This window comes from Rhodoferax sp. (genome assembly GCF_013297935.1).
Taxonomy (GTDB): Bacteria; Pseudomonadota; Gammaproteobacteria; order Burkholderiales; family Burkholderiaceae_C; genus Allorhodoferax.
Map to the genome: position 1 here is coordinate 74,293 of NZ_JAAFIX010000007.1, position 19,087 is coordinate 93,379.

The following is a 19,087-nucleotide window of genomic DNA, read 5'->3' on the forward strand; positions in this document are numbered from 1 at the left end:
TGAATCCGCCCATGCGCCAATGGGCGGGCAAGCGGGTCTGGCTCGTGGGCGCGTCCAGCGGCATCGGTGAAGCTACGGCCTCTGCGCTACACGCGCAGGGTGCGGTGGTCATGGTGTCTGCCCGCAAGCGCGAGGCCTTGCAAGATTTTGTGGTGCGCCACCCCGGCAGCATCGCCCTGCCACTCGATGTGTCGGATGCCAGTGCGGTGCAAGCCCTGACCGCCAGCGTGCTCGCCCAAGGCCCACTCGACTGCGTCGTGTACTGCGCCGGCCACTACAACGCCATGCGCGCCTTCTCCATGGATGTGGCCGACATGGAGCGCCACCTGTCGGTGAACTACACCGGTGCGCTCCATGTGTTGGCGGCAGTCATACCCGCACTGCGCGCGCAGGGGCACGGACATATCAGCCTGGTGGGCAGTGTTGCCGGGTACCGCGGCCTGCCGAACAGCCTGGCTTACGGGCCGACCAAGGCTGCGTTGGTCAACCTGGCCGAAACGCTATACCTCGACTTGCGCAACCAGGGCTTGGGGGTCTCGCTCATCAGCCCGGGCTTTGTGCAAACCCCGCTCACGGCCAACAACGCCTTTGACATGCCCGCCCTGCTCACACCGGCCCAAGCCGCGCAAGCCATGCTGCAAGGCTGGGCACGCGGGCAGTTCGACATTCATTTCCCCAAGCGCTTCACGGTCTGGATCCAGTTGCTGCGCCTGCTGCCGGACCGTTTGTTTTTCGCGCTGGTACGGCGTGCCACCCTATGAACCCCACCCTGTCATCACCAACCGGCATGGCAGACGCCGTGGAGCGTCTGGTGAACTTTTTCGAACACCTCACACCCGACAGCGCGGCCTATGTCAGCACCATCTATGCGGAAAACGCGCGGTTCAAAGACCCGTTCAATGACGTCCGGGGTGTCGCCCCGATTCAGCACATTTTTGAGCACATGTTTGTGGCGTTGGAGCAGCCCCGCTTTGTCGTGACGGAACAAGTTGTCCAGGGTCAGCAGTGTTTTTTGACATGGGAATTCCGCTTCCGGTTTGTACGCTTTGCAAGCGGCACCGATCAGGTCATTTACGGCGCCACCCACTTGCTCTTTAATGAGGCGGGCCAAGTCACTTTGCACCGCGACTATTGGGATGCTGCCGAAGAGCTCTACGAAAAACTGCCCGTCGTGAGTGGGCTGATGCGCTGGCTCAAGCGGCGAGCCAACAGCTGAGCGGCTTTAGCGCAGGCCGGCCTCGAGCGGCGACATTGTGCTGCTCTGGAAATCCGCTTGGCGACGCGGCTCCCACCATGCCCGCAGGGACGCAAACACATTGCGACAACCGGTGCACTTGTATTCACCGGTCGCTTGTAGGGCGCCGTCTGGCGAGCGCGCTATGACTTTTTGATAGCTGGTAGCACCGCATTCGCGGCATTGGTAGACAGTTTTATACGCCTTCATGGTGCGCATGACTGTAAAGAATCATGCGTTGTTTGGCGAGCGTATTTGTGTAATCCGTTGTAAACACGCGGCTTTGCGGCCCATTTGGGCCTGCAAGGCGCATGCCGCCTAGGCCGGCAGTGTGTCGGCGAAGCTGGGGCGCTGCGCGAGCTTGTCGAACAATTTGGCCAATCCGGCGTGCTGGTCGCGCCATGCGATTTCAGGAAAGCGGAAGTCCAGGTAGCCCAAAGCACAGCCCACGGCAAGGTCGGCCAGCGTCAGGTGAATACCTGCGCAAAAGGGCTTGTCGCCCAGGCCGCGCTCCATGGCTTTGAGTGCTTCGTGAATTTTGAGCAGCTGCCGATCGATCCAAGCCTGGCTGCGCTGCGCTGCGCTGCGTCCGCCCCAGGTGGCTTCAAGACGGGCCAGCACCGCGGCCTCCATCAAGCCATCGGCCAACGCTTCCCAAGTTTTGATCTCTGCGCGCTCGCGTCCGACGGTTGGAATCAACTTACCCACGGGAGACAAGGTGTCGAGGTACTCGACGATCACGCGGGAGTCAAACATAGCCTCTGCGCCTTCCATGACCAGGCAGGGCACTTTTCCCAGAGGATTGGACTCAGCAATGCGGGTCTCGGCCGCCCAGACGTCTTCCTGGATCAGGACGTAATCGAGTTTCTTCTCGGCCATGACGACGCGTACTTTGCGAACGAAGGGGCTGGAAGTGGATCCGATGAGTTTCATGAGCGCTTTGCAGTTACTTGGAGGTTGATTCTATCCAGCGGGGGGCGTCAGGGAGCCCGATGGGGCCGTCCGTGGCGCACAACCTACAATCGGGGCATGACCTTCTCTGCCATTTCTGCCCTTTCCCCGCTGGACGGCCGCTACGCCGCCAAACTCGCCACCTTGCGCCCGCTCACCAGCGAGTTGGGCTATATGCACCGCCGTGTTCAGGTGGAAGTGGCGTGGTTCATTGCCTTGAGCGATGCCGGCTTTGACGAATTCAAGCCCCTCAGCCCCGGAGCGCGTACTTACTTGCTGGGCTTGGTCAAAAACTTTTCGGAAGCTGACGGCGAAGCCATCAAGGCCATTGAAAAGACCACCAACCACGATGTGAAGGCGGTTGAATACTGGATCAAGTCCAAGTTCGAAGCACGGCCAGAGCTGGAAAAAGCCGGGGAGTTTGTGCACTTCGCCTGCACCAGCGAAGACATCAACAACACCAGCCACGCGCTGCAACTGCGCGCTTCACGTGACGTCGTGGTGCTGCCCGCCCTGGACAAAATCGTGCTCAAGCTGCGCGACATGGCGCACGCCTACGCGGACGTGCCCATGCTGAGCCGCACCCACGGCCAGACCGCCAGCCCTACCACCGTAGGCAAAGAGATGGCCAACGTGGTCGTTCGTTTGCAGGCGGCCTGCGACCGGATTGCCAACGTCAAAATCCTCGCCAAAATGAACGGCGCTGTCGGCAACTACAACGCCCACCTGAGCGCTTGGCCCGATTTCGACTGGGAAGCGTTCAGCAAAAAAGTGATCGAAACGCCGGAGCCGCTGGGCTTGGGCCTGACCTTTCAGCCTTACAGCATCCAGATCGAGCCCCATGACTACATGGCCGAGCTGTTCGATGCCGTCGCGCGTACCAACACCATCTTGATCGATTTGAGCCGCGATATCTGGGGCTACGTGTCCCTCGGTTATTTCAAGCAAAAACTCAAAGACGGCGAAGTCGGCTCCTCCACCATGCCCCACAAGGTGAACCCGATTGACTTTGAAAATGCAGAAGGCAACCTCGGCATGGCCAACGCCCTGTTGCGCCACCTGAGCGAAAAACTGCCGATTTCCCGTTGGCAGCGTGACCTGACCGACTCCACCGTGCTGCGCAACATGGGTGTGGCTCTCGGCTACGCGGTGCTGGCGTACAGCTCTTTAATGACCGGCCTGAGCAAGCTGGAAATCAACGAAGCCGCCATTGCAGAAGATCTGGACTCCTCGTGGGAAGTGTTGGCCGAGCCCATCCAGACCGTGATGCGCCGCTTTGGCCTGCCGCAGCCCTATGAGCAGCTCAAGAAGTTCACCCGCGGTGCGGCCATGACCCGTGAGCTCATGCAGGGCTTTATTGCCGGCCTGGATATCCCAGAGCTGGAGAAAGAGCGCCTCTTGGCCATGACGCCCGGTAGCTACACGGGCAAGGCTTCCGAGCTGGCAAAGCGCGTCTGATGGCACTCAAATCCACCATCTACAAGGCCAACCTGCAGATTGCAGACATCGAGAACAGCTACTACGCCGACCACGCGCTGACGCTGGCGCGCCACCCCAGCGAGACCGATGAACGCATGATGGTGCGACTGGCCGCGCTTGCGTTCAATGCCTACAAACTGCAAAGCGTTTGCAACGGTGACGGCACGCTGGCGTTTGGTGCCGGCCTGTCGGATGTGGAAGACCCCGATGTATCGCTGACCGACTTCACGGGCCAGAAACGCTTGTGGATCGAGGTGGGCCAGCCCGAGGACAAACCTATATCCAAGGCCTGCAACAAGGCCGACGCCGTGCTGCTCTACCCGTTTGCCCACTCCGCTGACATCTGGTGGAAGGGCATCGAGTCCAAGCTGAGCCGCTTGGACAAGTTGCAGGTGTGGCGCATTCCGTCGGTCACGTCGCAGGCTCTGGCCAAACTGGCCGCGCGCAGCATGCAATTGCAGGCCACTATTCAAGAGGGCGTGCTGATGCTGGGGGATGGAAGCAGCACGGTGGACATCGAGCCCATCCGCTGGAAATAGCCGATATTTAGTGCCTTTTAGGGCTCCAGCCCTCGTCAATATTGCGCGAGTAGCTATGCTTTCTATAGCAATTCAGGCTTGCGCGACTCTGCGGCCCGCTCGGCATAGCGGTTAAAGCGCCAGGAAGTGGCATCCAGGGTGATGCGACGCCAGGTGGCGCGCTTTTCTGCGGGGCCCATTTCCGGCCACAGTTGCACCTCTTCAAAGGTTCGCCCGCACCCTTTACACAGCTCATCCCCTTGGCTGGTGGAACAGATCGCAATGCAAGGTGTGTCCGGCGTCGACTCGTACCAGGTTTGCCAGGCCGCACGGGCCTTTGCCGGCATGCTGAATTCATCCGCCTCCGTCTCGTGATAGAAGACGAGGAGCGCATAGACCTCCGCCAGCGCACGGGTTGCGGCAGGTAGGGAAACACCATCTGGAGATGGCTCACGCGCCCGCCAGAAATTGATGGCCGATTCGATATCGGTGATGTGTATGCCCGCCACTGTGTCAACCCGCCTGTTGTGTCGAAAGGGAGGCGGATGATATACCCACATCCACAAACCAGCCGCACTAAGGCTTTCCGGCCAGCTTTCACACGGATTTGGAATGACCGCGGATGATGCCCCTGGTCTCTATACGCCTACAAGTTTTGTTGTTATAGTCGCCTCACTCCGAAGGGGAGTAGCTCCAAGCGCCTGAAAGCGCTTCGACTGATCGTCAATACGAAGCTCCGGCTTCCGGTCTGTCGGGGTTCCCATGCATGGGTTCCTGAGCAAGACCTTCGATTCGCGCCTTCTGCAGGCGGAGTCGTTGGCGCGGTTCTAAAAGCCGCATTAACCTCTTCACCAGCAGCAGCTTTACCCTGTCGTTGTTAGGAAATTCCATGGAATTCATGTCCGCACCCTGGTGGTCTGCCTTATTGACCATTGTGTTGATCGATCTCGTTCTGGCTGGCGATAACGCCATCGTCATCGCTTTGGCGGCTCGCAATTTGCCCCCCGCACTAAAGCAAAAAGCCATCATTTGGGGAACCGTGGGCGCGATTGTGGTCCGCTCGGCGATGACCGTGGGCGTGGTGTGGCTCTTAAAGATCCCCGGGCTGATGCTGGTAGGTGGCTTGGGCCTGCTGTGGATTGCCTACCAACTCTTGGCTGATCAAGGCGACGGAGAACACGATGGCCCTTCGGCCAGCACCTTTTGGGGCGCCATGAAGACCATCATCGTGGCCGATGCCTTGATGGGTGTTGACAACGTTTTGGGTGTTGCTGGTGCAGCCCATGGCGCAATGGATCTGGTCATCATCGGCTTGCTGATCAGCGTGCCGATCGTGGTGTTCGGTAGCAACGTGGTATTGAAACTGGTGGAGCGCTTCCCCTCGATCATCATGATTGGTGCGGCAGTGCTGGCCTTCACTGCGGCCAAGATGGTGGTCCATGAGCCTTGGTTGGTGTCGTTCTTCGGGACCGATACGGGTCTCAGCAGCACCCAAAGCATGACCCGTTGGGCCGTCTATGTGTTGGCGATTTTGGCCGTTCTGGGTGCAGGCTGGTTGAGCCAGAAGCGGAATGCCAAGGAAGACGCTGCTGCCTAAAGGGCGCTCGTTAGGCCGAGTGCTATGCTGGGCCGTATGAAGCTTCTAACAAAATGGTTCCTGTGCGCCGCTGCCTTGTTGGCGGTGGCACACCTCTACAGCGGTGTACAAGTGCAGAGTTTCAGCTCTGCACTGGTGGCCGCACTGGTGGTGGGCTTGTTCAATGCATTGCTCAGGCCGCTGCTGATTGTTTTGACCTTGCCGGTCACTGTGCTGACCTTGGGCCTGTTTCTCTTCGTCATCAATGCCATGATGTTTTGGTGGGCAGCAAGTTTGCTGGATGGCTTTACCGTGCGTGACTTCAGCGCTGCATTGCTCGGCTCGTTGATGTACACCGCGGCCGGTATGGTGATCAACTCAGCGCTCGACCGCTTGTTCCCGAAGTAGTTGCTCCACTTGGCGGGTCCGCGCGTCGACAACAGATGCCTCGATGTGGTCCGCTTCCTTCAAACTGGTTTTTGCCAAGGATTGGGCGGCCTTCAGTCGCTCCAAGGCGGCCGTGTAGTCCAGTTGCGCCACGTTGACCTCTGCCTCTGCCCGCACTGCAGCAACAGTGCGCCCCTGCGCACTTCGGGCCTTGGCTAGTTGCTGCCACATGGCAGCGTCTCGCGGCTGCTCCAGCACCCACAGTTGGGCGGCATCTGCCGCAGCGTCTGCTCGACCAAACGCCACTTGAAGACCGACCCACATTAGCAACTCAGCGCGCGTCTTGGGCGGACGGTCAAAACCCAGTGCACTCAAAGCCTGATCATTTCGCCCGGCAGCCACCGCCAGCTCGGCACTGAGATAGCGCCATTGGTGCAGGGCAGGCCCATCACCTTGGACCGCAAGCATTAACGCATCGCGGTAGATGGCCGCCCTCTCATAGTTCCGCAGCTTCAGGGCCGCAAGGGTGGCGCCATAGAGTGAAGCAACCCTTTGCGGGGCGCTAACCTTCGCCAGCAAGGCAGGCTCTACCTCTGCAAACCAAGCCCGCAAGCCGTCGACCGAGGCATTGGACAACACGCGCGCACGGGCAGACACCATGCTGTGCTCCAGACTTGTGGTTGTGGTTGTGGCTGTAGGGCTCCCTTCAGGAATTCGAGATCGCATGTCTGCAATGCGCTCTGTGGTCAACGGGTGACTACGCAGGTAAGGAAAGTTCCCCGAGTCATTGTTCCGGTTGTTTTGCTGCAGCTTTTCGAACATGCTGACAAAACCTTGGGGCGCAAACCCTGCCTGGGTCGCAACGGCAAAGCCGGTCCTGTCGGCTTCGCGCTCCATGTCGCGAGAAAAGTTCAGTTGCGATTGGGCCGCCGCGGCTTGACCGCCCACGATGACGGCATTGGCTCCGCCCGGGTTTTTGCTAGCGGCTAGGGCGCCCAAGATCATGGCCCCCACCAACCAAGGCGCTTGCTCGCTCTGGCGACTCATGAGGCGGGCAATGTGCCGCTGGGTGACGTGGCTGAGTTCATGCGCCAATACAGAGGCCAACTCATCTTTACTGGTCACGATTCCTACGAGTCCCGAATGAATACCGAAGTACCCCCCTGGGAGTGCGAATGCATTCACAGTGCGGTCCTTGCCTTGCAGCAATTGCCAAGCAAAGCCTGCATCCAACTCAGGAGATATTTCGCCACGCGTACGCGCCGCACTCATGAGCGGCTGCCATATCGCATGCAAATAGTCCCCCATCACGGGGTCATCGATGTAATCCGGATCGCGGTAGAGGTCGCGTGCGATGCGGTCACCTAGGCGGCGCTCCTGCTGGATGGGGACTGATTCAAGATAATCTATCGGAGCAAACGGCTTGACTGACTCAACATGTTGTGACCCAACGGAAAAATGGATGAACAATCCAAAAATCAGTGGAATGCGCCTCCTATTAAAAATATATCGCATGAGACGACTTCAAATAAACGGGCACATCGTAGCGCAAATGCACTACCTATTTTCATTACCTAGACTCAACCAATCGACCCTCGAGAACTCAGAATCTATCAACCCTCTTCGTGTCAGTCCCTGTTTCACCGCATCACAATTAGAGGCTGGCACTACCTTGCATAGCCTCTCTACCCATAGCTTTGCTTCATCGACCCTGTGATTCAAAACAAGGGCTGTAGCGTATTTATAAACAACGCCCGTATTTGGATATTCTGTCGCCACTTTTCTCATCGTATCCAGCATCTGCTCGCTCATATTATGCGAAGGATTTATCCTAGCAAAATTAATGTATTCGGCCAGATGATTCAAGAGTACTACTTCTGGCGGCTTTGGAGGCGTCTCGGTCTTTATACCTGCCCACTCGTACCTAAGCTCCTGATAGCTAGCTTCTATGCGCAAGTAGTCCCTTGACACTAGAACAAAAATCGCAGTCGCCAAGACAACAAACAAGACCAGAAAATACTTAGACACATACACTATTGCACTTCGCCCGAGTCGAATATTGATTGAACCAATCACCAATGCAACCGGAAAGAGGAAATAAGCATGATGGAGCGGCAACTCCAGCATCGCGTGATTCAAAATCACGACAATCATTAAAAGCAGAATAATACTCTCGTACGTACGCACGGCGCGAATAGAACTCCAAAGCCACACGGCTATATACATAGTAGCCATTGCTCCTAAAGGAATACCTACCCACAGCACTAAATCGAGAAACAAATTATGCGAGTGAGCTACTACTACTCCGACAGTCGGGTGATTTGTTGCAATAGAGAGTTGGGCTGCTGCCAATTGATTCCAGCCATAGCCCCATAAAGGATTTTGGAGTGCCGCGTCCACGAACATCATCCAAATAGTAGGTCGCAACTCTCCTTGTACCCTCAAGATGTCAGGCGTATCTTCGGGAGAAAAATTCGATAATTTTCCTTCAATGTAGTCTGTGACAAAGAAGGAAGCCACAAAACATAGGGCGAGCGCGAAAGCAACCCAAAGTCGACGCCGGCTCTCCAGCAAATCGCGCCACAGCCAGCCTGATAAAGCCAAAAGGAAAAGTGCAATCCACGCAGTACGGGATTTCGTTAGGACGATACCGAAGATCAAATAAAAAGCCGCAAACAACGCCACTCCGGTGCTTATACGGTAGCGTCTTTTGCACCATGCTATGGATAACAGACCACAGATTAAAAGCGTACCGAGGTCATTGGGCTGACCTAGGTTAGCAGCAGGTCTTCTGGATGCAGCACTGATAACCCAAATATCTAGATGCTCAAGGCCCAGCCACTGATAGATCTGCATCCCAACTGATATCAGTGCAGCCAGGCCGATGGCGAAAAATAGGCCATCGGCTAGTTGATTTGGGGCAACTCGCTCCCATTGGGCACCGAGTGCAACCAGCAGTGAAAAACCCAAGAGGTAAGCGCTACTTACCCATACAGTCCCTGACCACTCTATTAAATTTAGGCTGTATTGTATTGATGGAACAAGCGTTAAAGCAAACCCAAACAGGGCGAATCCGTGCAGTCCGATATTGCCACTAGTGCTGCGTAGCACTGCAACACATGCCATCAACATCATCATGGAGACCCAAGCGTCCGCATGAAATGTTGTCCATGGCATGTAATGATTTGGAAGTAACCATGTGCATGCCAAGGCTACGATCCAACACACTAAGCCAAGCCCCGAAAATGGTGTCCGTGTATTCATTAGACCTTCAACTCACCATACACACATTCGTGAACCATTCAGTTCAATTTGTTGCATCAAAAAAAAAGGTCCAGCAAAGGACCTTTTTTAACTCCGTCGAGAAACTTTTACAAATTACTTGCAGCTTGCTGGCAAGTACTTGTTTTCGATAGGAGTAGTAGTCGCGCCTGCGGCGGTCCCTTGACGGCAAACCCAAGCGATTTGGCCACCAGACAGTGTTCCGACCATAGATAGCATTTTGCCTGCCAAGTTTGTGTCTGTAGCACCTGTTACTGTAATCGTACCGACAGTTGCGCTACCTTGAGTATATGTAACGGCGGAAACCCACTTGGATGACTGCGCCACTGGGGTAAAACTTCCAGTTGCAGGCATTGCAGAAGATGCAGTTGCAGCTTCAATCAGATCATTCTTGGCAGATGTGGCAGCCAAGACAATTTCAGATACTTTGGCACGCACGGTGTAATCTTGATAAGCTGGCAAAGCCACCGCAGCCAAAATACCAATGATCGCAACCACGATCATCAGTTCGATCAAGGTAAAACCTTTTTGGATAGAACGCTTCATAAAAACTCCAGTTGGAAATGAGAGGCTTAGCAATCAGCAGCTTTCATGCCAGCTGCAAAAGGCCTGAAAGCTGCAATTAGAGGCAGTTTTTACGACACGTTTGACAAAACCGTAGCCCTGCTTGCCGATAGAACGACAATTTTGTCACTCCTTTCACTTAATGCACACCTGCCTCACCATCTTCAAGTCCGTCAGTCCCATGAGGATTTTTTCCATTCCGTCCATTTTTAGTGTTCGCATGCCACCCTGAACTGCGCAGCCGAACAGCTCCGCCACCCGGGCACGCTCTTGAATGAGTTTTTTAAGTTCATCGTCCGCGACCATGAGTTCGTGCAGGCCGATACGTCCTTTGTAGCCCGTCTTGTTGCATTTCTCGCAACCTACCGAGCGGTACAGCTTAAGCTCGCCCCCGCCGGCATAGGCCGCCTTCCATTGCTGAATGAGCTTTTGGCTCTCTTGCTCGTAGTTGTTTTTCCAAGCGTGGGTGTTTCTCAGTTCTTCAGCGTATTCCTTGCAGAATATTCGCAGTTCTTCTTCCGTCGGCACATAGGCCTCTTTGCAGTCACACAGTTTCTTTGCCAACCGTTGAGCGAGAATACCCAGCAGGGCGTCTGCAAAGTTGAAAGGGTCCATGCCCATGTCTAAGAGGCGGGTGATCGACTCAGGCGCAGAGTTGGTGTGTAGAGTGGAAAACACCATATGACCCGTCAGCGAAGCCTCCACGCCCATCGACACAGTTTCTTTGTCACGTGACTCACCCACCATGATGATGTCAGGGTCTGCCCTAAGGAATGCGCGCATGACCAATGCAAAGTCGATTCCCGCCTTTTTGTTGATCTGAACCTGGCGAAGCCCTTTTTGGGTAATTTCTACCGGGTCTTCCGCCGTCCATATTTTGGTGTCCGGGGTGTTGAGGAACTTGAGTATCGAGTGCAGGGTTGTAGTTTTGCCAGAGCCGGTCGGTCCGCAGACATAAAACAAACCATAAGGTTTGCTCACCGTTGCCTCTAGGCGGGTTTTGTTGTGGGCAGTCAAGCCCAGTTTCTCCAGAGGGATGGGCTCTCCCGCTGCCAAAATCCGCATTACGACGTCTTCTACGCCGCCAGCAGAGGGAATGGTCGCCACCCGGAGTTCAATATCTAGTGGGCCATACTTCTTAAATTTGATTTTGCCGTCTTGCGGCTTTCGCCGCTCTGAAATGTCGAGATCACACATGATTTTGAGCCGTGTCACCATGGCCTGCCGGAAGTGCGCCGGTACTTCTACATACGGTACCAGGCTGCCGTCAATCCGAAACCGAATACCGGTTTTGAATTTGCCGGGCATGGGTTCAATGTGAATATCAGAAACTTTTTGGTGATACGCATCAATGATGACTTTATTGACAAACTTCACCAGTTCATTGTCCGCAGCGGCGGACTCCAATGACTCGTCGTTGCCGCCATCATCGATGGGTCCGCCATCCATGTCCGCCAGCAACTGATCGATCGTGCTCGTATCCGTGGTCGCACCAAAGAGCTGGGACAGCGTCTCCAAGAACTCGACCTGTGTCGTGACACGATAGGCGAACTTGCCAATTCGCGGAAACACCTGCGGCACTACCCGCGAGCCTTTAACTGCCTCAGGGTCAAGGCACATGATGACCAACCCGTCAGGAGACTCCTCCAGCGGCACCCATCCCTGTTCTTCTAAGAATTCCCGCTTTAGCGGCCCGTGCAGCGCTTCGGATCGTATGCGCCCGTTATTTCGAGGCTCGTAGGGAACACCAAAGAACTGCGCCAGGCCATCGCCAATCTGCAACGGCAATAGGCCGGTTCTGCTAATAATTAAGGTCTCAAGCGGCTGGCCCTCATCCCGCGCTTCTTGGGCGAGTTGTTGCAGATCACTTTCTGTCATCAACCCCGCATTGACCAAGCCGTCGTAGCGCGTACGCTCGCGTCGTGGTCGCGCACCACTTGCACCCAGGCGCTGGCGGATTGCTGTGGCCAAAGTTTTGCAGAGCTCTGATACACCATCCAGCTCCAACTCTCCGAAGGGTTCATCGCTCTTGTTGTTAATAACCTGCAACACGCCATGAAGTACCTTGCCTTCGAGAATGGGCGCCACCATCATTTGCTTGGTTCTGTACCCTGATCGCTTGTCGACTTCTTTTAAAAAATTCAAAGATGGATGTATCCGTCGAAGCGCCTCCTCGTCGTACACATCAGAAAAATTCAACATGGTCTGGCTGTAGGCTGCATAGCCGGCCAGACTTTGCGGAGATATAGGTAGTTTCAGCTCCCGGCTGGTGTTGAGACCGGTTTTTACCTTAGAGACAATGGAAGCACCGTCTTCCGATACCGCATACAAGGTCAGCCGATCTGCATTGAGTAGTTTGCAAATCTCCTGGCTTGTCTCCAGCATGATCTGGTCCAGCTGTGCGGTTTCGTGGATACGCGCAGTGACTTGATGGAGTTGGCGGTAGAACAGCGCCTCGAAGGTCATCCCACGTTTTTTAAGCGGCTGCTTCTGGGACTCAAAAAAGGCCTGCTCACTCAAAAACGACTTATCTGCGTTGACTGAAGAAGGGTTCATGACGATTCGTTTCTCATATTCATTAAGCTTCAGCTAGCGCGATTTCCAACAACCAAGTTGCCACCCCATGAACTTCAGCAGCTACTTGGATTCAAACCGCGTAGCACCGTCCCAGCTCGCATCAAAGGGCAAATGTCGCATGGCGGCGACTCGATCCGCATAAAGCCGGTACAAGGGCTTGGTACCCGCGACACGCAACAAGTTCAGTATGCCAACGTCCACTTGGTCCCAATTTTGGGCCCGATAGTTCCTCAGTACCTGAGACCACAGCTTCAATTCGTCGGTCAAGCTTGCATTGGTATCTGTCGTGATCGCAATTGGATTCCAGATGGTGACCACCTGCTCCTTACCCTTTACGCGCACCTTATCCAGCTCCTGCCAGACCACTCTTTGGGTGAGCAATTTCGTTGTGTCATTCACAACAATACTCACACCATATATTTTTGAGAGCCCCTCCAGGCGGGATGCCAAATTCACAGCATCCCCGATCACGGTGTAGCTTCTCCGTATATCAGAGCCCATATCTCCAACACACATAACACCCGTGTTGATACCAATTCCGACGCCAATTTCTGGCAACCCTTGCTGGCGGTGCTCTTCGTTGATCCGGCGAACCACTTGCTCAATTTCAATGGCAGCTCGGACTGCTAATTCCGCATGCTCCTCAGTTTCTACAGGAGCCCCCCAAAAGGCCATTACACAGTCGCCCATGTACTTATCGATGGTTCCTCTGTGCCGACGGATAACATCTGTGATGCGACTGAAAATTCCGGTGAGCATCGCTTGCAACTTCAGCGGCTCCATGGTTTCCGACATATTCGTAAAACCCCGCATGTCACAAAACATAACCGTCAGTTCGCGGTTAATTGCTTGCATGCTGTAGCTGTCAGGGTCTTGCACCATCTCATCGACCAACTCCGGCGGCACGTAGGTCCCGAAAAGATTGGCCAAATCCCTTTTGGAGCGACTCTCAACAAAGTAGCCGTAACTCATATTGAGTGCAAACGCCGTGATGGTCATCGTTAGCGCGCCAGCTAAGGGAAGCACTAGCCCATAGCCCAGATACAACCAGAGGTTCAAAAGCACGAGCGTGGCCAGAACCCCCGAACTCAAAAGTACCGCCTTCAACGCACTCAGAAGCGGCAATCCAAAAGCGAGCAACAGCCCAGCAAGGATCAGCAAAACCAAGTCATAGCCTAGTGCGTAATCCGGCTTCACCAAAATGCGTCCATCGAGTAACGCCGAGACCATGTTGGCATGCGTCTCGACCCCAGGGTAGGCCTCGCCAACTGGCGTCACCCGCATGTCATAGAGGCCTAGCGCCGTGGTGCCCAGTAAGACGATTTTATTTTTGAGCTCACCTTTTGCAATTTTGCTTTGCAGGACATCGATGGCAGATACGTACCGGAACGAGCCGCCCTGAACATTTCCAGGGCCCCTGAAAGGGATTAGTGCTCCCCCTCTCTTGTCCACAGCAATCGCCAAACTCTTCTCACCCTGCAACAAAACTAATTTATCTAGTCCTCTAAAGGCTTTGGGGAGAAAGGCTTCTTTGGAAAACGAAGGCTGAACGCGTGGCTGACCCACAATGGCCCGGAACATCGCCAAAGAGAGTGATTCATAAAACGATCCTTGGTAATTGGCCACGAGAGGGACTGAACGGACCACGCCATCGGCATCCGTAAAGGAATTGAAATGCCCCGCTCGTGGTGCCGCCTTCGAGAAGGGCACGAGATTTGAACCATACGCCGTCCACTCCGGCGCATCGAAAAAATGCCCGCCCAGGTCAGCATCCGAGAAAATGGGTGAGGGTAACGCCCCGGTGGTGCGCCCCAGCGGATCATTGGTGAAAAAGTAGCCAAGGACGATCGGCCTGTCTTTTAACGCCTCCGTGAAGACGGCATCAAAATCCAATGTGGGTGCCAGTTGTTCCAGTCTGTTGACAAACGCGGCCTGATCTTTAAACTCATTCGCCGCCATTGAACGCAACTGCTGCAAACCGGAGCTGTTATCAGGCTCTGCAAACACCACATCCACACCTAAAAGTGCGATGTTTTGTTCTGCGTACAACTTATTTATCAACTCCGCTAAAACATTCCTGCTCCAAGGCCAACGTCCTATTTGGGCAAGGCTTTTTTCGTCGATATCCACGATGACGATACGTTCGTCCATCGTGGCAGGCATAGTTGCCCGCAAACGCGTGTCGTAAAGGATGTCATCTAGTCGCTGCAGGGCATTGAGCTGCACCCAACCCAATGAGTGAAGCAACGCAAAAAACAATGGCAATAAAGTGACCCCGATACGGGGCCAATGCTTGAAGAGTGCTTTCACGGCATCTGAGTAGCCAAACATTCGACTACCGCAAGCCTCGGAATACCTAGTGCAGAACGAACTGCATCTGGGTACCGGCCAACTCTACGAGATCACCATTCTTCAGTGGGAGCGGATTTTGTCCTATTGGTGCACCGTTCAGAGTGGGGTTGCCTGCGCCTTCTACATGGTGAACCACGAAACCTTGCTGACGACGGGTGATGGCCGCCACCGCAACGCCCGGCTTGCCAATGGTCGTCACAACCTTGGTCAAAGGCACCTCTCTACCGGAAGCCGCGCCTGACAGAACCTTGATCGCGGCGTGAAACGCACCTAGACCTTGAGAGTCACCCGAAACGGTGGAAAAGCCGGAGTTCAAGGGTTGGGTAGTGCTCACAGGAGATGGGCGAGCCTGCACGACCATAGTCTTGTCGAAATTTTCAACCACACCGTCGGCCATGAATTTGATCTTGTACTTACCAATTTCAATTCCGTCACCATGCCGAAGTTGCTGCTTCTTCACCGCTTTTCCATTGACGTAAGTACCATTAGTGCTGTTTAAGTCTTCCAGGAAAATATCAGAGCCCGCCATGAGGATGACTGCATGTTCACCACTGACCGCAAGGTTATCGATCACGATATCGTTATAGGGCCTGCGTCCCAATGTTGTTCTGTCTTTGGTGATCTGAACTTCTTTGATCACGACCTCATCGATCGACACGATCATTTTCGGCATGATCGACTCCTTTTCCTGTATTTGCTTTTCAAAAGCGTTTCGACTTTATTTCCCGAGCAGCTTGGCAATAAAGCCTTTTTTTTCAGCTGCTTCGCTCGCAGAAATCATCAAAACAGAGATGTTGTCTTTTCCGCCATTTTCATTAGCGGCCAACACCAAGTTCTCTGCCATCGACTCCAAACGCGAGCCCTCGCTAACAATTCTAACTATTACTTCATCCGACACCATATCGGAAAGCCCGTCTGAGCACATTAGATACAAATCACCAGGCTCAATACTGAACACATTGACTTCCAACATGACGAACTGCTCCACGCCTAGCGCCCTGGTAACCAAATTCTTAATCGGTGAGCCTGCGGCCTGGTCTGGACTGATGAGACCGGCATCGATCTGCTCCTGCAACAATGAGTGATCTTTGGTGATCTGCTCAATGACACCTTGGCGGATACGATAGCACCGTGAATCTCCTATGTGCCCCACCAACAAGCGGCCATCTTTAATGATTCCTAGGACTAAGGTAGTCCCCATCCCGGCAAAAGAGGGGTTGGCATTTGCGGAGTTGTAAATGGCCAGGTTTGCATTGTCGACACAGATTTCCATAGCTCTACGGATATCTTTGAGCTGTGCTTGCGCACCCGCCTCCACAAGCCAACGACTGAGCTCCGACTTGATAAACGCGGTCGCCATGCCACTGGCTATTTCACCCGCGTTGTATCCGCCCATGCCGTCCGCCAGTACACCGACCAGCGCCTGGTCATCAAACGCTACAGAGTCTTCATTGTTATCGCGACACCGCCCCGGATCCGTCTGCGCATGGAATTGGTACATCATCACATTTATATTTCTATGTCGGGCCCGGCCGGAGCCTTGGTATCCAATGGTTGGGTTCTTTGCACTGCAGTATTCACGTAATCACGCGTACCGCCCGCATTACCGGCGGTCGTTTGTGCCAGGGCTTGGGTACTCGGGGCAACACCCGTACACTTTGCAATAGCGAATGAAAAATCAGCACCCGTCTGGTAGCGTGATTCAGGGGTTTTTCGCAGAGCGTTGGACACAAGCTCCGCAATGTCACTCGATAAATCGCTGCGATGAATGCGGATGTCGGCCGCATCTTCATTGGCGATTTTGTACATCAGTTCGGCCATGGACTCCCCTCGGAACGGCAGTACACCGGTCAAGAGCTGGTACAGCATCACGCCCAGGGAATAGAGGTCGGAACGACCGTCCACTTTTTTACCCGCCAGCTGCTCTGGAGACATAAAACTGGGCGTCCCCAACACCAAGCCTGTCTTTGTCTTGCTGCTATCGGTGATCCTTGCAATACCAAAATCAGTGACTTTCACGGTGTCGGTACCCGACTCAAACATGATGTTGGCGGGCTTAATGTCGCGATGTACGACTTGTTGCCGATGCGCATAGTCAAGCGCTTGCGCCACACGATTTACGATGCTCAGCACTTGAGCGACCGGTAGCAGATTGCCCGGCTTCGTATGCTCCACAAGGTCTCTACCTTTCAAGAACTCCATCGCAATGTAGGCAAGGTCATGCTCCTCGCCGGCATCGAAAATCGTCACGATATGTTGATGCTGCAGCCTGCCGGCGGTCTCTGCTTCACGGAAAAAGCGCTCACGAGCATCTACCAGGTCATCGCCGGAGAACTCTTCGCTCAATGCCATCGTCTTGATCGCTACGATGCGGCCGATTTTTGGATCCTTGCCTTGGTACACCACGCCCATGGCGCCCTTACCTAGTTCTTTTTCTACGGTATAGCGGCCCAGCATGGGCTTTTCAAGCGAATTGCCGTCCAGCAGCATCGTCCCGCCGGGATGTCCACTGCCACCAAGAATGACCGTCTCTGACATATGTTTGGCGCGAGTGAGCTTTTGCCCGACATCCTTGAAACCCGGTTCCTGACTCGCAATATGTTCGTAAACCGCTTGTGCTTTGTTGAACTGTCTTTTGCGCTCAAAGTCCAAAGCAAGGTTGTACAAATTACCCCACAACGCCTCGCTAGCGGGGACGCGCCGGTAGCGATCAAACGCCATATCCAACTGGCCTTGCCCCTGGAGTGCAAGGCCCATCATGCGATTGGTTTCAGCGGACTCTTCGTCCGCTTTCACCTTGCCGGCCTCCACCATCCAAAAACGCTTGGTCGTCAGCCCGATATGCCCCAACAGCAAAACCGATGCCGGCAACAACAGCTGAACCCATACTGCGCCGGCAGCCAAGAGACTGAACTCCCCCACTACAAGCGCGGCAAACAAACACGCAGTTACCAATGCGGCGGCAACCGCCGAGAGCTGGCGAACCCCCCACATCAGATAGGCGATCACTATCAACAACGCCAATAGGCGCACCCAGACCGCCCAATCAGGTTGTGTAATGAAGTGCTCGCTCAGAATGCTGGAAGTGATGTGGGCAATCGTCTCCGCCGGTGACAATGCCGGATGACCCGGGACCGGAAACTGGACCCCGACTCCGGCCGCCGTTGCCCCAATGATCACAATCTTGTCGGTGTACTTGCTTGCCGGAATTTTTCCGGTCATCACATCGTAAAAAGAATCCACATGAAAAGCCGGCTTACCATCACGATCCGGGTAGAACTGGGGCAACATCAGCGCAGCGTTGTCTGTTTTGATATTGAGCTTCCCAAGTTGGACTTTGTTGCCCGGAAACAAGCGTATGTCTGACGGCGCGAGGTTCAAGCTTTTCATGGCACCCAGCAACGCAAGCGACGGAATTGCTTTTCCGAAGTAGTTGACCAATAAGGGCTCCTCCCGGAACGCGCCATCTTGATCCAGGAACTGATTCAGGTGCCCAACGCCTGCCGCCTCCCGCCCGAGCATCTCGATAGGAAATTGGCCACGCAGCGCTGAAAGTGAAAATGCATCGCCCTCATCAAATGCATTTTTGACTACAAAGTCCGGGAGTGCGGTGTCCGGCTTACCTTGCGGCTCTCCCAACTCAAATACGGAGGGCAGCAATACATTCCCTGTAGTGCGAAGGCTCTGCGCTAGCGCTGTGTCGGTATCCAGCGTGGTTTCCGCTTCCTGAATGATCTTCTGGATCGCCTCGTAATTTGCAGCATTCACATCGCCGGTTTCCACCAAGGCTTTGAGCTTCTGTATGAAGGTCAGGCCAGCATCTCTTTGGGGCTCAAAAAAGAAAATGGTCTGAACAATCGTCTTCGGCTTGGCAGGCGCTAGCAGGTCCAGTAGTTGGGCGTGATAGCTACGTGGCCAGGGCCAGCGCCCCAGATTAGAGATGCTCTGGTCGTCAATGGCAATGATGGCGATGCGATCGGAGGGCTGGCGGTTGGTCGATACGCTGGCAACGTCATAGAAGCGCCGTTCCATCGAAGTCGAAAAGTCAGTTGCACTGAGCACAACAATTGCAACTAAAGCGATCACCAAACCAGTAAACCAGTCAGTCCGCCAGAAAGATGCAAACTTCGATTTTTTGACCGCCACGCTCTCTCCCGAATATGCTCT

General features: G+C 54.6%; 16 protein-coding genes. 6 read left to right on the top strand and 10 right to left on the bottom strand.

Features of this window, described 5'->3' with window-relative positions; all coding sequences use genetic code 11:
* Nucleotides 1-11: 11 nt before the first annotated feature.
* Nucleotides 12-761 (top strand): SDR family NAD(P)-dependent oxidoreductase, encoded by a 750-nt coding sequence (locus QZW03_RS11500; protein ID WP_296510146.1) that lies wholly within the window; start codon nucleotides 12-14, stop codon nucleotides 759-761.
* Nucleotides 758-1,216, top strand: coding sequence for a nuclear transport factor 2 family protein (locus tag QZW03_RS11505; protein WP_296510147.1), 459 nt, complete (start codon nucleotides 758-760; stop codon nucleotides 1,214-1,216). The genes QZW03_RS11500 and QZW03_RS11505 overlap by 4 nt, the downstream gene beginning before the upstream one ends.
* 336 nt (nucleotides 1,217-1,552) lie before the next feature.
* Here the strand turns inward: QZW03_RS11505 and QZW03_RS11510 are convergent, their stop codons facing one another.
* Nucleotides 1,553-2,167, bottom strand: coding sequence for a glutathione S-transferase C-terminal domain-containing protein (locus tag QZW03_RS11510; RefSeq protein ID WP_296510148.1), 615 nt, complete (start codon nucleotides 2,165-2,167; stop codon nucleotides 1,553-1,555).
* A gap of 96 nt (nucleotides 2,168-2,263) precedes the next feature.
* On the opposite strand from QZW03_RS11510, the gene purB reads away from it, so the two are divergent.
* Together purB and QZW03_RS11520 are read left to right on the top strand one after the other, a co-directional pair.
* The gene (gene purB, locus QZW03_RS11515; protein ID WP_296510149.1) at nucleotides 2,264-3,643 is read left to right on the top strand and encodes an adenylosuccinate lyase; all 1,380 of its coding nucleotides are present in this window, start codon (nucleotides 2,264-2,266) and stop codon (nucleotides 3,641-3,643) included.
* Nucleotides 3,643-4,203: a YaeQ family protein gene (locus QZW03_RS11520; protein WP_296510150.1), complete on the top strand. Its 561-nt coding sequence runs from the start codon at nucleotides 3,643-3,645 to the stop codon at nucleotides 4,201-4,203. Before purB ends, QZW03_RS11520 begins: the two co-directional genes overlap by 1 nt.
* Nucleotides 4,204-4,265: 62 nt before the next feature.
* Here QZW03_RS11520 and QZW03_RS11525 read toward each other — a convergent pair whose 3' ends face one another.
* Nucleotides 4,266-4,691 (bottom strand): DUF3717 domain-containing protein, encoded by a 426-nt coding sequence (locus QZW03_RS11525; protein WP_296510151.1) that lies wholly within the window; start codon nucleotides 4,689-4,691, stop codon nucleotides 4,266-4,268.
* A 380-nt stretch (nucleotides 4,692-5,071) separates the two neighbouring features.
* On the opposite strand from QZW03_RS11525, the gene QZW03_RS11530 reads away from it, so the two are divergent.
* Nucleotides 5,072-5,779: a TerC family protein gene (locus tag QZW03_RS11530; protein WP_296510152.1), complete on the top strand. Its 708-nt coding sequence runs from the start codon at nucleotides 5,072-5,074 to the stop codon at nucleotides 5,777-5,779.
* Nucleotides 5,780-5,815: 36 nt separating this feature from the next.
* The gene (locus tag QZW03_RS11535) at nucleotides 5,816-6,166 is read left to right on the top strand and encodes a phage holin family protein (RefSeq protein ID WP_296510153.1); all 351 of its coding nucleotides are present in this window, start codon (nucleotides 5,816-5,818) and stop codon (nucleotides 6,164-6,166) included.
* Here QZW03_RS11535 and QZW03_RS11540 read toward each other — a convergent pair.
* From QZW03_RS11540 to QZW03_RS11575, 8 genes are all read right to left on the bottom strand, one after another.
* Nucleotides 6,137-7,417, bottom strand: a complete 1,281-nt coding sequence (locus QZW03_RS11540) for a M48 family metalloprotease (RefSeq protein WP_296510154.1) — start codon at nucleotides 7,415-7,417, stop codon at nucleotides 6,137-6,139. The genes QZW03_RS11535 and QZW03_RS11540 overlap by 30 nt on opposite strands.
* Before the next feature lie 285 nt (nucleotides 7,418-7,702).
* On the bottom strand, nucleotides 7,703-9,283 hold the full coding sequence (locus QZW03_RS11545) for an O-antigen ligase family protein (RefSeq protein WP_296510155.1): 1,581 nt from the start codon (nucleotides 9,281-9,283) through the stop codon (nucleotides 7,703-7,705).
* A gap of 240 nt (nucleotides 9,284-9,523) precedes the next feature.
* The gene (locus QZW03_RS11550; protein WP_296510156.1) at nucleotides 9,524-9,973 is read right to left on the bottom strand and encodes a pilin; all 450 of its coding nucleotides are present in this window, start codon (nucleotides 9,971-9,973) and stop codon (nucleotides 9,524-9,526) included.
* A gap of 153 nt (nucleotides 9,974-10,126) precedes the next feature.
* The gene (locus tag QZW03_RS11555; RefSeq protein WP_296510157.1) at nucleotides 10,127-12,547 is read right to left on the bottom strand and encodes an ATPase, T2SS/T4P/T4SS family; all 2,421 of its coding nucleotides are present in this window, start codon (nucleotides 12,545-12,547) and stop codon (nucleotides 10,127-10,129) included.
* 81 nt (nucleotides 12,548-12,628) lie between these two features.
* On the bottom strand, nucleotides 12,629-14,878 hold the full coding sequence (locus QZW03_RS11560; RefSeq protein ID WP_296510158.1) for an adenylate/guanylate cyclase domain-containing protein: 2,250 nt from the start codon (nucleotides 14,876-14,878) through the stop codon (nucleotides 12,629-12,631).
* Nucleotides 14,879-14,924: 46 nt separating this feature from the next.
* A complete protein-coding gene (locus QZW03_RS11565) occupies nucleotides 14,925-15,593 on the bottom strand; it encodes an FHA domain-containing protein (RefSeq protein ID WP_296510159.1) in 669 nt (222 codons plus the stop codon).
* A gap of 45 nt (nucleotides 15,594-15,638) precedes the next feature.
* Nucleotides 15,639-16,424 (bottom strand): Stp1/IreP family PP2C-type Ser/Thr phosphatase, encoded by a 786-nt coding sequence (locus QZW03_RS11570; RefSeq protein WP_296510160.1) that lies wholly within the window; start codon nucleotides 16,422-16,424, stop codon nucleotides 15,639-15,641.
* 5 nt (nucleotides 16,425-16,429) lie between these two features.
* Nucleotides 16,430-19,066 (bottom strand): serine/threonine-protein kinase, encoded by a 2,637-nt coding sequence (locus QZW03_RS11575; RefSeq protein WP_296510161.1) that lies wholly within the window; start codon nucleotides 19,064-19,066, stop codon nucleotides 16,430-16,432.
* Nucleotides 19,067-19,087: the final 21 nt, after the last annotated feature.